Annotated in this window: 11 protein-coding genes; 3 read left to right on the forward strand and 8 right to left on the reverse strand. The window is 63.8% G+C overall.

Features of this window, described 5'->3' with window-relative positions; genetic code table 11:
* Position 1 precedes the first annotated feature (1 nt).
* Together H8S47_RS03825 and H8S47_RS03830 are read left to right on the forward strand one after the other, a co-directional pair.
* On the forward strand, positions 2 to 1,015 hold the full coding sequence (locus tag H8S47_RS03825; RefSeq protein ID WP_187502601.1) for an SDR family oxidoreductase: 1,014 nt from the start codon (positions 2 to 4) through the stop codon (positions 1,013 to 1,015).
* 62 nt (positions 1,016 to 1,077) lie between these two features.
* The gene (locus H8S47_RS03830; protein ID WP_187502602.1) at positions 1,078 to 2,364 is read left to right on the forward strand and encodes a cation:proton antiporter; all 1,287 of its coding nucleotides are present in this window, start codon (positions 1,078 to 1,080) and stop codon (positions 2,362 to 2,364) included.
* A 267-nt stretch (positions 2,365 to 2,631) separates the two neighbouring features.
* Here the strand turns inward: H8S47_RS03830 and H8S47_RS03835 are convergent, their stop codons facing one another.
* Genes H8S47_RS03835 through paoA form a run of 5 tightly spaced genes read right to left on the reverse strand, consistent with a single transcriptional unit; the run spans position 2,632 to position 7,700 of the window.
* A complete protein-coding gene (locus tag H8S47_RS03835; RefSeq protein WP_187502603.1) occupies positions 2,632 to 3,387 on the reverse strand; it encodes an SDR family NAD(P)-dependent oxidoreductase in 756 nt (251 codons plus the stop codon).
* 35 nt (positions 3,388 to 3,422) lie between these two features.
* Positions 3,423 to 3,914, reverse strand: a complete 492-nt coding sequence (locus tag H8S47_RS03840) for a (R)-mandelonitrile lyase (protein ID WP_235982592.1) — start codon at positions 3,912 to 3,914, stop codon at positions 3,423 to 3,425.
* Positions 3,914 to 6,124, reverse strand: coding sequence for an aldehyde oxidoreductase molybdenum-binding subunit PaoC (paoC, locus tag H8S47_RS03845; RefSeq protein WP_187502604.1), 2,211 nt, complete (start codon positions 6,122 to 6,124; stop codon positions 3,914 to 3,916). Before paoC ends, H8S47_RS03840 begins: the two co-directional genes overlap by 1 nt.
* On the reverse strand, positions 6,121 to 7,071 hold the full coding sequence (locus H8S47_RS03850; protein ID WP_187502605.1) for an FAD binding domain-containing protein: 951 nt from the start codon (positions 7,069 to 7,071) through the stop codon (positions 6,121 to 6,123). The genes paoC and H8S47_RS03850 overlap by 4 nt, the downstream gene beginning before the upstream one ends.
* Complete coding sequence (gene paoA / locus H8S47_RS03855; RefSeq protein WP_187502606.1) at positions 7,068 to 7,700, reverse strand: aldehyde dehydrogenase iron-sulfur subunit PaoA; 633 nt, start codon at positions 7,698 to 7,700, stop codon at positions 7,068 to 7,070. The genes H8S47_RS03850 and paoA overlap by 4 nt, the downstream gene beginning before the upstream one ends.
* 93 nt (positions 7,701 to 7,793) lie before the next feature.
* Here paoA and H8S47_RS03860 point away from each other — a divergent pair, with 93 nt between their 5' ends.
* Positions 7,794 to 8,723, forward strand: coding sequence for a LysR family transcriptional regulator (locus tag H8S47_RS03860; protein ID WP_235982594.1), 930 nt, complete (start codon positions 7,794 to 7,796; stop codon positions 8,721 to 8,723).
* Positions 8,724 to 8,879: 156 nt separating this feature from the next.
* On the opposite strand, the gene H8S47_RS03865 is transcribed toward H8S47_RS03860, so the two are convergent.
* From H8S47_RS03865 to H8S47_RS03875, 3 genes are all read right to left on the reverse strand, one after another.
* The gene (locus tag H8S47_RS03865) at positions 8,880 to 11,396 is read right to left on the reverse strand and encodes an AAA family ATPase (RefSeq protein WP_187502607.1); all 2,517 of its coding nucleotides are present in this window, start codon (positions 11,394 to 11,396) and stop codon (positions 8,880 to 8,882) included.
* Between the two features lie 235 nt (positions 11,397 to 11,631).
* Entirely contained in the window at positions 11,632 to 12,234 is a 603-nt protein-coding gene (locus H8S47_RS03870; protein ID WP_187502608.1) for a TIR domain-containing protein, read from the reverse strand.
* 67 nt (positions 12,235 to 12,301) lie between these two features.
* The gene (locus tag H8S47_RS03875; RefSeq protein WP_187502609.1) at positions 12,302 to 12,940 is read right to left on the reverse strand and encodes a hypothetical protein; all 639 of its coding nucleotides are present in this window, start codon (positions 12,938 to 12,940) and stop codon (positions 12,302 to 12,304) included.
* Positions 12,941 to 12,947 lie beyond the last annotated feature (7 nt).

Raw genomic sequence — 12,947 nt, forward strand, 5'->3', positions numbered from 1 at the left:
CATGGCCGTTCGGTTGAAGCCCGTCCGCGATCAGATCATCGTCGTTACCGGCGCGACCAGTGGCAACGGCCTTGCAACGGTCGAGGAAGCGATACGTCGCGGCGCCGCAGTGGTCGCCACGTCACGCAATGCAGCCGCCCTAGAGGCGCTCGCGGAGGGCATGTCGGCTGGCGGCGGCCGCATTGCGATCTGTGTCGCCGATATCAGCGACCCCAGCGCGGTGGAGCGTATTGCGACCGTCGCCAATGACGCGTTCGGCGGGTTCGATAGCTGGGTCAACAACGCCGGTGCGGGCACCTATGGTACGCTCGAGCGGGTGCCCTTGGCGGATCACCGCCGGGTGTTCGACGTCAATTATTTCGGCGTGCTGCATGGCTCGCTCGTGGCGGCCCGGCATCTGCGCGGACGCGGCGGGGCCATCATCAATGTCGGGTCGATTCTCAGCGATCGGACGATCGTCCAGCAGGGCCCCTATAGCGCGACGAAGCATGCCGTTCAGGCGCTGACCGATACGTTGCGGATGGAATTGGAACGGGAGGATGCGGGTATCTCGGTCACGTTGATCAAGCCCGGCGCGATCGATACGCCGTTTCCCGAGCACGCGCGCAACTTCATGGATCAGCCGCCGCGCCTGCCGCCGCCGCTATACGCGCCGTCCGTCGTCGCCGATGCCATATTGTTCGCGTGCGAGACGCAGCGCCGCACGCTGTATGCGGGTGGCGGCGGCTGGCTGTCTTCGCTGCTATCGCGGGCGGCACCGCGCCTGAGCGACCGGATCATGGAAAAGCTCGGCACGGTCCTGCAGCAAAAGCCCAAAGATCCCGGCGACCCGGCCCGACGCGACAACCTCTACGTGCCGCGCGACGATGCCTTGCGCGGAAGCCAGACCGTCCATGCGCGCGACTCGAGCACGGTGTTGCAGGTCCAGAAGATTCGACCGGCCGGGCTGTTTCTGGGGATATTGGCTGCCGGTGTTGCGGTGTCGATGACCCGCCTCGGCAGACGCCGCCTATAGGCCTGGACGACTATGAACGGGCCTCCCGCGTTACAGCGTCTTCGATTGCCGGATTATCACATATGCCCACGACTGCCGGCCTGCCCGATACCTATATCCTGATCCTGACGGGATTTGGCCTGCTCACGGCTTTGGTCGTCTGGCTGCCTCTGGCCCTGCGCAAGCTACCTTTGTCGCTGCCGATCGTATGTATCGCGCTCGGGGCCGCCTTGTTCTCGCTGCCGCAGGTCACGTTGAAGCCGCTGCCGTTGCTCTATCCGGAGATCACCGAGCGCTTCACCGAGTTCGTGGTCATCATCGCGCTGATGGGGGCAGGCCTGAAGATCGACCGCGTATTCAACTGGCGGAACTGGACGGTCACCTGGCGCCTGCTGGCGATCACCATGCCGCTTGGTATCCTGGCTATCGCCGCACTGGCCGCATGGGGGCTTGGCCTGCCTTGGGCGATCGCCATTCTGCTCGCCGCGAGCCTGGCGCCGACCGATCCCGTCCTGGCCGCGGATATCCAGGTCGGGCCGCCGAAAAGCGAGGACGAGGACGAGGTTCGGTTCGGGCTGACGTCGGAAGCGGGGCTCAACGACGGTCTGGCATTCCCCTTCGTGCACCTCGCCATCATGCTCGCTGCCGCGGCCGGGACGGACACGTCATGGCTGGGCGAATGGTTCAGCTACCGGGTGCTGTGGGAAATCGGCGCGGGCGTCGGTGCCGGCTGGCTGATCGGCCGCGGCTTTGGCTGGCTGACCTTTCACGTGCCCGCGCAGACCAAGCTCGCCCAAACCGGCGATGGCCTGATCGCGCTGGCTGCCACATGTATTTCATACGGCGTCACGGAGATCATCCACTGCTACGGCTTCCTGGCCGTATTCGTGACCGCGCTCAGCTTCCGCGGCACGCATCGCAGCCATGATTTCCATCACGACATGCACAACGTCACCGAGCAGATCGAACGGCTGGCCATGATGGTCTTGCTCCTGCTGTTTGGTGGTGCGCTGGTGAATGGGCTGCTGGCGAAAATATCGGTGGCGGATGTCCTCGCGGCGCTGGTGATCCTGCTGGTCATCCGGCCGATCACGGGCATGATTGGCTTGGCAGGGCATGAGGCGGACCGTTCGGAGAAGCTGACGCTGGCCTTCTTCGGTATCCGTGGCGTCGGCTCGATTTACTATCTCGCCTACGGCCTCAACCACATCCATGCTGTCGGAGCCGAACGCCTATGGGGGCTGGTTGGGCTGGTCGTGCTGTTATCGATCGTCCTGCACGGTTTGACGGTGACGCCGATCATGCGTCTCCTCGACCGACAGCATGGGCGTGACCCCGACAAGGACGAACCACCTGCCGTCGGTGCATGAGGACAGTGCGACGCCTGCGGGACACGGCTTTGTTCTGATGCCTCCGTCCGTCACGCCGATAAGGCTTGCGATGTCCGAGCTAAGACCGTTTGACCACGTCGGCTCGGACCCAGAAGCGGACGTTTGCGACAGTATTTGCGAACTCCAGATCAGCCGTTCGTTCATTTTCCGTTCGCGACGCCGCTCCATTTAAGAGCAAATGGCGCAAGACAGGAATTGATAGCGGCTGTCGCGCTCACCGTCTTGAGTCTGCCTCTACTTGGGCAGTTAAAGTGACCAGCCGCCATCCACGGAAATTGCGGCACCGGTGACGAATCCGCCAAGATCCGCGCTCATCCACAGCACGGCGTCGGCGATCTCCTCGGGCTTTCCCAGACGACCGACCGGCTCGAGATCGATGGCTTTCTGGATGTCACCGTTGGTGAAGCGATCCATCATCGGCGTCTCGATGTTGCCCGGCAGGATCGCATTCACGCGGATATTCTGCTTCGCATAGTCGAGCGCGGCTGATTTCGTCAGGCCGATGATCGCGTGCTTGGAAGCGGCATAGGACGCTCCGCCCGCCACCCCCCGGACACCAGCCCCCGACGACGTGTTGACGATCACGCCGCTACCCTGACGCACCATCTGCGCAAGCTCGTGCTTCATGCAGACGAACGTGCCACGCAGGTTGATGTCGAGAATCCGGTCCCATTCGGCGAGGTCGATCGCCGCGACCGGCGCCGCGTTGTTCTCGACTCCGGCATTGTTGAAGGCGATGTCGAGACTGCCGAAGGTCTCGATCACCCGCCCGATCGCCGCCTCGACCTGGTCCGGCTTCGACACGTCGCAGGCAAGGACCAGGACCTGTGCGCCGGCGTTCCTGACGGCGTCCGCGGTTTCGGACAGGGCATTTTCGGTCAGATCGAGGATCGCGACCTGCGCGCCCTCGGTTGCGAAGGCGACGGCGGTCGCGCGGCCGATGCCGCTGGCGGCGCCGGTGACGAAGGCGACCTTGCCGGAAAAGCGATGGGGATTGGTCATGGAAGATACTCGCGTTTGATGGGGGGGGCGACCGTTCACTCGGTTCCGAGCGGCGCGAGATACTCGGCGTCCGTCACCTTGTTCATCCAGGTCACGGCCGAGCCGTCGGCCGACTCCTGGATGGCGACATGCGTCATGCCCTGATGCGCCGTCGCGCCGTGCCAGTGCTTCCGGTCTGCCGGGCACCACAGGATGTCGCCCGCGGTGAACTCCAGCTTCGGGCCATCCGCGATTTGCGTCCAGCCTATGCCCTCGGTCACGATCAGCGTCTGGCCGGCGGGGTGCGTGTGCCAGGCACTCCGGGCGCCGGGCTCGAAATGGACGATCGCGCCAGAGACGCGCGACGGGTCGTCGCGCTGGAATCGCCCGGAGATCGTAACCTTGCCGGTAAAATTCGCCTCCGGCCCGTCGACGGTCTTCATCTCGGATTTGCGGGCGATGGTCATGTCGGGAGGTCCTCTTTGGGCTTGAGCGAAGCTGACGGGCAGCAGCAAGCCGACGACCGTGCCGAATTTCAGCAGGCGCATCACGTTAGCACCGGCAGCGCGTCGAGGTGCTTCTCGAGCGTGATCGGATACTCGCGCACGCGGACGCCTGTTGCGTTGTAGATCGCATTGGCGACCGCGGGCGCGACCCCGGTCAGACCCAGCTCGCCCACGCCCTTGGCCTTTACCGGCGAGATCGTTGGATCGACCTCGTCGATGAAAAAGGCGTCGAGATGCGGGATATCGGCATGCACGGGCACCTCGTAGCCAGCGAGATCGTGGTTCACGAAGAAACCGAAGCGTTTGTCGATCGCCATGTCCTCCATCAGCGCCGCACCGACGCCCATCACCATCCCACCGATCACCTGACTTCGTGCGGTCTTTGCGTTGAGGATTCGCCCCGCCGCGCACACTGCGAGCATACGCCGTACCCGGACCTCGCCAGTGTATGCGTCGACCGCGACCTCAGCGAAATGCGCCCCGAAGGTCTGCTGTTGGAACTGATCGGCGAGCTTGGCGAACTCCATCAGGTCCTCGACCACAATATCGCCGTTCTTCGCCGCGTCAGCGAGCTTTACCGACCGGTTACCGCTGCGGACTTGCCCCTCGGCAAAGTCGACGTTGGTGGTGTTGAAGCCGAGCCGCTGCGCGACCGTCTCGCGCAGCTTCATGCACGCCGCATAGACACCTGCTGTCACAGAAGGCGCGCCCTGCTGCCCGCCCGACCCTGGCGTTTCAGGGAAGGTGGAGTCTCCGAGTTTGACGACGATCCGGTCGGGCATGACGCCCATCATCTCGGCCGCGGTCTGCTGGACGACCGTGTAGCTGCCGGTGCCGATGTCCGTCATGTCGGTCTCGATCGTGACCACGCCGTGCCGGTCGAGCCGGGCCCGTGCGCCTGCCTTGGCGATCTTGCCGCCACGAATTGCGCCCGCCATGCCCATACCGATCAGCCATTGTCCCTCGCGGACCTTGCCGGGCTTGCTTTGGCGCTTGTCCCAGCCGAAGCGCTCCGCACCCTCGCGCAGGCAGCGGGCAAAGGCTCGGGTCGAGAAAGGCTTGTCTGGGTTCTCCGGATCGACCTGCGTATCGTTCAAGACGCGAAGCTCGATCGGATCCATCTTCAGCTTTTCCGCCAGCTCGTCCATCGCGACCTCGAGCGCCATCAGCCCAGGCGCTTCGCCCGGCGCACGCATCGCATTGCCTTCGGCAAGATCAAGCGTCGCCAGCCGCATCCGCGTCAGCCGGTTCGCGCCGGCGTACAGCGTCCGCGTGGAGGTAACGGTCGGCTCCGTACGCCCACCGATGAGGTTGCCCGACAGGCTATCGTGACCGATCGCCGTCAGCCGCCCGTCACGGCCCGCCCCCAGTTGCACACGCTGGATCGTCTTGGGCCGGTGGATCGTCGTGTTGAACATGATCGGACGTTGCAGCGCGATCTTTACCGGGCGCTTGACCACGCGCGCGGCGATCGCTGCCAGCGCGAGATCGATCTGCACGGTCCCCTTACCGCCAAAGCCCCCGCCGATGTAGGGCGAGATCAGGTGGACGTTCTGCTTGGGGATACCGAGAATCAGCCCCAAATCGCGCGTTCCCCAGTTCATCTGCTGGATCGATGTCCAGCACGTCACCCGGTCGCCGTCCCATTCGGCGATCGAGGCATGCGGCTCCATCATCGCGTGCGCCTGATCGGGCACGGTGTAGGTCTCGTCGACCTTGACCGGCGCCGCGGCGAACGCCTTAACGAAGTCGCCGACCTGCTTCTCGTTGGGACCGCCATACTCGCCTTCCGGCGGGACGGGCGCGCTGCCGTTCTGCGCTGCTAGATCGAACTGTCCAGCCGTCCGTTGATAGTCGACACGGACCAGCGCGGCGGCGGCACGAGCCTGTTCGAAGGTCTCGGCGACGACGACGGCGACCGGTTGATGGTAATGCTCCACCTCGGGCGCAGCGAGCATCTTCTGAACGTAGAACTTGCCGACCCCGGGTTTACCAACATTCAGATAGGTGACGACCCCAACTACCCCGGGCGCGCGTTCGGCATCGCGCGTGTCTATTGTCGTGATCCGACCCTTGGCGATCGCAGCGCCGAGGATGTAGCCATAGGCAAAGCCGGGCGCGACATTCTGCCATTCATAGGCATAGGTCGCCGTGCCGGTGGTTTTGAGATGCCCCTCGTAGCGATCGAGTGGCTTGCCGAGCACCTTCATCCGATCGGTCGGATTGGCGCCTGCGGGTTTGTCGAAGATCATGGCTTCACCTCTGCAAGGACTGCGGCGAGCGTGCGCGTAGCGAGCGGAATCTTGAACGCGTTGTCAGCGGTCGGCCGCGCATCTGCGAACACCGTGCGGGACATCTCGACCGCGCCGCGCGACATGGCGGCCTCCGCTGCCTCCACCCGCCATGGCCGATGGGCGACACCCCCAAACGCAGCGCGCCCGCTGCCGTCACGCTGGACAATGGCGGCGACCGACACGAGCGCAAACGCGTAGGACGCGCGGTCGCGCACCTTGCGGTAGACGTGCGTACCGCCAACCGGACGGGGCAATGTTACCGCGGTGATCAGTTCGCCATGATCGAGCACATTGTCGCGCTCGGGTGCGTTGCCCGGCAGCGTATGGAAGCTCTCGATCGAGATGGATCGTGCCTTCCCGTCCGCTCGCACGGTCTCAACGGTGGCATCGAGCACCCGCATCGCAACCGCCATGTCGCCTGGATACGTAGCGATACACGCCTCGCTCGATCCGATGACAGCCAGCTGGCGCGAATAGCCATCGATCGCGGCACAGCCCGACCCGGGCTTGCGCTTGTTGCATGGTTGGTTGGTATCGTAGAAATACGGGCACCGCGTCCGCTGAAGCAGATTGCCGGCGGTCGTCGCCTTGTTGCGCAACTGGCCCGACGCCCCCGCGACGATCGCGCGGCTGAGTACGCCATAGTCGCGTCGCACCCGCTCCTCGCTCGCCAACGCCGTGTTGCTGACGAGCGCACCGATCCGCAGCCCACCGGCGTCTGTCGGTTCGATCCGGTCGAGCTTAAGGTCCTGCACGTCCACCAGATGGGTGGGCGTCTCGATCTCCAGCTTCATCAGATCGAGCAGGTTTGTACCGCCTGCCAGGAACCGTGCGCCGGGAATGCTTGCGACTATCCGAGCCGCGTCGGCAGGCGTCGAGGCTCGCTCGTAAGTGAAGCTTCTCATACCCGCGTTCCTGCGATTTCGGCCATCGCCTCGGCGATGTTGGAATAGGCGCCGCAGCGGCAGATGTTGCCACTCATCCGCTCGCGCATCTCGGAACCGTTCGGCTGTGGCGCTGCCATCAGATCGGCCTGTGCATGGCTTGGAATGCCACGCTTGATTTCCTCCAGCACAGCGACCGCAGAGCAGATCTGCCCCGGCGTGCAGTAGCCGCATTGGTACCCGTCGTGCTTCACGAAGGCAGCCTGCATCGGATGCAGACGCTCCGGGGTGCCAAGGCCCTCGATCGTGGTCACGGCATCGCCTTCATGCTGGACGGCGAGACTGAGGCAGGCGTTGATCCGCTCCCCATTAACGATGACCGTGCAGGCACCGCACTGCCCGTGATCGCAGCCCTTCTTGGTGCCGGTCAGGTGCAGATGTTCGCGCAGGGCATCGAGCAGGGTCGTACGCGGATCGAGCGTCAGTCGGTGAGGCTTGCCGTTCACCGTCATAGCGACCTTGTACGTCGGCACGGCTTTCACACGCGGCGCGGCCGCGGCCGTTTCGCTTACGATAGAGGATACTGCAGCCGTCGTGGCGCTGCTCATCAGCATCTCCCTTCGTGACAATTGGAAAGTCTCACTGGCCATCGGCAATCCTCCGGGGGGCGCCAACGGGCGCCGCTTAGGATCATTAAACGCTTTCAAGCATGGCGAGTTACCCATGCGCCACTTGATGCAACGATGAATCAAGTTCAGCATTGGCGTATGCTTGTTACCCGTACCAATCTGACGGACCTTGCCTATTTTTTGGCGATCGCGCGTCATCGGAATTTCCGCTTGGCCGGTTTGGAGCTTGGCGTATCAGCCTCCGCGGTCAGCCACGCCCTTAAAGGTTTTGAAGAGCGCGCGGGCGTCCGTCTGATCAACCGGACCAACCGCTCCGTTACCCTGACGTCGGCTGGTAAGGCGCTTGAGCAGTCGGTCTCCGGCTCATTTGCTGACATCGGGTCCGCACTTGAAAGCCTCGATCGGCTTCGTGCCACTCCTGGCGGCAAGATCCGCATCAACGCCGTCGTCGATGCGGTAACGCTAGTTCTCGGTCCCGTGCTTGCCGAGCTGTCTCGCCGCCACCCCGATATCGAGGTCGACCTTGTCTCCAGCAACCGTATCATCGATGTCGTCGGTGAAGGGTTCGACGCAGGCGTGCGCTATGGTGGCACCGTTCCTGAAGACATGATCGCGCAGCGTCTTTCCGCCGACCTCAGATGGGTCGTCGCGGCATCCCCGCGCTATCTGGACGAACATGGCACGCCAACCCATCCGGAGGAGTTGAAGCACCACCGTTGCCTCGGGGTTCGGCTCGGTGACGACAGTATCTACCGTTGGGAGTTCGAGGGGCCGGAGGGTGACTTCGACGTGCCCATCAAAAGCGCGATGACAGCCGATGACAGCCGATCGACGCTAGCGATGGCGTTGAACGGTGCAGGTCTGACGTTCGGGCTTGAGCCACTGTTTGCCAAGCATGTCACCGATGGAAACTTGCGTCTGCTGCTAACCGATTGGGCAACGACGGGGCCCGGCTTCTACCTCTACTATTCCGGACGACGGCAGCTACCCGCAGGGTTGCGCGCTTTGCTGGCCATAGCGGGTGAACTAAAGCCGCTTGGCTGACGCATACGCATGAGTTCCAGCTATTCAGCTCCGCCCCGTCCTAAATATCACCCTTGGTCAGGTGACAGGCAAGACCCACTTTCGGCTATTCGGGATGTCATGGCCACTTCCTGCCTTTTGCCATTCGTTCATGCCCCATTTCCGCCGATCTCCTTGTTATTCGGCCGACGGCTCTCGCGGCGCTCGGCGGCGTCGCGGCGCCGGCGACCCGCGACCACCAACCGTCGCGCGCTCGGTCCTTGGGCGGGACGCCTTCGGTCTTGGGTCACGTGCGGCGGCCTCGGTCACGGCGGGCAACCCGACCGCCTCCTCGTCCGTCGACCTCGACAGGGCGTCCTTCAGTACGTCCATCCTGCGCTTAAAGCCGGGATAGTCAGGCACCGGCTCTAGCGGATCGCCACCGAGGTCGAAGCGATGGCGCAGGGACAGCATGTCCTGCCGGATCGCCTCCGCGTCGAGCGAGTCGTCCAGCACCTCCTCGATCCGCTCGAGCAGAAACACGGCCTGCTCCCTGGTCGCGCCATCTGGGTTGTCGCGAAAGAATATCTTGCGCTGCTGCTCAACACGCTGGGTGGCCTTGTCTCGGAGCCGCTCCTGCTCGGCCCTGCGTCGACGCGCGTTCAGCTCAACGAAGAGCCGGCGCATGCGCGCCTTGAGGACGTCGACCGACGCGCCGAGACCTTCGGGCGGCCTTCCGCAGAGCTCCACGACCGCGCGCGCGAACCCGATCTTGTCGACGTGCGAACCCTGCGCCTTCGCCACGGCCTTCAGCGCCGCCACGAGGCCGGCGCCGCCGGAGACCAGCGCCGCAATGGCGTCGCCGTCCACCGTGCGCGCTGGTCCTTCGCGGAACCGGCTCACCTGCTCGAAGTAGCGGTGGACCGCCGCGACCGCCAGGTCGACGGGGATAAGGTCCTCGGGCTCCAGAACCTTCCTTTGCTCGTCGGCCAGAAGGTCGAAGTCGCCGATCTGCATCCGGAACTCGGGCTTGATCAGCCGCGACATGGCGGGGTCGTCGCGGAGCACGGCCGCCGCCTCGTCGCCGCTGCCGTCCGAATCCAGGAGCACGAGCACCGGCGGGATGTCGCTGTCGCGTCCCCGCACTAGGTAGAGCATGTACGGCACGTGGCTCGCCGAGCCGCACGGCACCAGCACGATCCTGTTGAGGTCGAGCACCTCGGCCTCACCCACCCGCTCGCCGCGCTGAATGACCCGCGACATTCCGGCGAGAAGCACCTGGTCGGACACGCCTTCCACCAGGAGGTTGCACGCCCCGATGAAGGCCGTCTCGCCGACGTATGCGCCGATGGCGGATCGGAGCGGCTCGTAGTGGTTCTGCGAGGCGTTGCCGATGACGCGGGTGCCGTCGCTGCCGCGCCCCTTCTGCAACACGCGAATCCGCTCAGCGTGGTTCTTATCGAGGAGGAATGGCGAGTGCGTCACGTATACGACCTGCACCGGCCTCGCGCCCGACTGGGGCTCGGCAAACTCGGCAAAGATCTTAAGCAGGTCCTGCTGCGCCTCTGCCGACAGGAAGGTGTCCGGCTCATCCATTAGCAGGATTTCCGAGCGGACGGCATCGGGCTGATGGGTCTGGGACTGGATGAAGTAGGAGAGGAAGTACTTCAGCCCCTCGCTGCGCTCGTCGAAGGTGTACTGCGTACCCGTGCGGTCCCGGATCGTGAAGACGAGTTCCTGCTCGTGCGGCGTGACGACGAGCTGGAAGTCCTTATCTTGCACCCAGAACTTCGGGAAATTCAAACGCCGCTCGAGCTGATGGTTGATGCTGTCCGCCAGAGCGGCCGCGTGTCCATTCTCCCCGATCGAGAGAAAGCGAGAGAGCTCGCGCAGACGCTCGGGCTCGACGTTGCCAAGCTGGATCAGGAGCCTGCGCGCGAGATCGAAGGAAAGGGCCTCCGAGTCCGACACTGATCCATCCTCATCGATCTCTGAGAAGATCCCGGCCAGCGATGGCACGATGCCGGCGCTACGCTGCGCGAAATCGCTCGGGCTCTGACGCCATTGCTCGTAGACCGCCTTACCCAGCGCGATGAGGCTGCGGTCATGCGATCGGCCCCGTGATGGCCGCCCCTCGGGCGGCGCGACTTGGTCGACAGGAAGCGCGCCGGGCAGCCCCACGCCGGGATGTATGCGGAACGGCTTCGGCAGCACGTTCCTGCCGAACGACCGCGCCGCCCCACCTTCCAGTTCGCGACGCACGAACCCTCCACGCCCATCCGGGAACAGCAGGTGCAGCACGTCCGGGCCCTGCCTAAACATCTGGAACGACGTGAACCGCGGTGGTGCCTCGTCCAGCCCCTCGGCGATCAGCTTCGCTTCGTCGGGCGTGACCTCGTCCCACGCGACCCCGAGATGCGGCCAGAAGTCGTTGCCGCGCTCGACGTTGAAGAAGTCGCAGTAGCGGCAGAGGTCCTGATGCTGGAAGCCTTCCCCCGTAACCGCGATCTCGATCGCCCTCAGGAGGTGGCTCTTGCCCGACTCGTTGGCGCCGACGACCGTCGTGATCAAACGGTCAATCGAGACTTCGATGTAGGGATACCACTCCTCGCCGATCATCTCCCAGGCGCGCTCTTGCGCGTCGGGATGGGCCTTGCGGTGATGGTCGAAGTTGAAAGACTTGTAGAACCTTGCGAAAACTTTGCTCAGCTTCATACCAACTGCCCCGCATTATGCCGAAGACCGTTAGGGTAAGACGGTTCGCCGCACCGTTTTACCGCATCTTTGTGTAAACATAGCAACAACATTAGGAAGCGGGCCTGGAAAGAGACCTACAACCGGTCACTTACGAGCGCTCACGCCTTTCCGAAAACGGTCGTCGGCTCCGGTGCTACTTTGCAGTCGAACCGTGCTAGTTTTCGGTCCTTCAAGCCGGCGCCTTCACGTCTCCTTACTTCCCAGCCTTCAACGCTGCCAAATTAGTCCAGCGGATTAGGTTGTTATACCCGTCATCCGTGATCCAGTCGTAGGCAGGCGCGCCTTGGTCTAGAGGCATCACTCGCCCTTCAGACGGCCTAGGTAACCACTTAGGCCAGGCGGGCACCTTGCCCTCGACCTCACGGTAGATGACCCACTCGCCGCCACGGTGCTCATAGATGCGATTGTCCCAGCCGAGCGCCATCGCTGCAAGCGGATTGCTGCCACGGATACCATACCCCTCGTTCGGGCACTTGCAGCCGTCGATGTAAACGGTGAGCAGCGCGTTGCCCCGCATCAAGCTACGGGCGATCTCATAGCGCACCCACTCCCGCGACCAAGTTTGATAGCCGGCCAGCACGCAGGTTGTTGATGTGCCACTCAGGCCGGCGTTGATGACCCGCTTGAGGTTGGCCGGGTCAGTGCGCTTGACGCTCTCCCACAGGCTCCGATCACGCGGCGTCAGGTTCCGCCCCTTATCCGTCGGCCTGATCTTACCTAACTGCCGGACGTGGTTGACCCGCATGACGTCGTCATAGTGGAAACTGTAGAAGACGTTGCGCGGCGTGGGCGCCATAGGCGGGACCGGCGAACCAATGCTGCCAAGCGCCTTGCTGCCAATGCCCGCGCCTAGGGCCGGTGGGCTAGCGAGGCCGAACAGGCTCCCCAGCGCTGGCGTTGGTGTTGGTGCCGGCGTTGAGAACAGACTCCCGAGGGCGTTTGGCTGGGGCGGGTTTGCGCCCTTCAAGAGCGCCTCCACGATAGGTGAGAGCGGCTGGTTGCCGAGCGCGCTCTTTTGCTGACCCAGCAGGGCCGCCAACGCCAGCGACGGCAGCTTTGGAGGAGTCGGACTGCACATGGTTAGCAAGATACAACAGGCCGCCCATTGAGGCCATCAGCAAAAGATAAAACGGGAACACGGACACACTGCCGATCGATCCCCCGAAGCATTTCCAGGTTGGCGCACCCGCCTTCAAGCTCATGTCCGGTAGGGCGTCGAGTGGCCGACCTGCCACGTCCTCGTAAAGTGCGCGGTAGCGGCGCTCCAAAGACAGGTAGTAGCTGTCCATCAGCCCGAACAGCACCAGCACCATGACCGCTCCCATGCCGAGCCAGGGCACCTGCTTCTGAAAGGCGACCGCGATAATGGCAGCGTTGACGGTGATACAGAAGTTCTTCGCACTCGCGCTGAAACTCGACATGCGGGAGATCACACCCTGTATCATGTTCAGGTATGCGATCCTGAGGTCGACCAGCTTGTCCGGGTTTGTAGTGATAGACATCGGCGCG

The sequence above is a fragment of the Sphingomonas albertensis genome (assembly GCF_014358075.1).
GTDB classification, from domain to species: domain Bacteria; phylum Pseudomonadota; class Alphaproteobacteria; order Sphingomonadales; family Sphingomonadaceae; genus Sphingomonas; species Sphingomonas albertensis.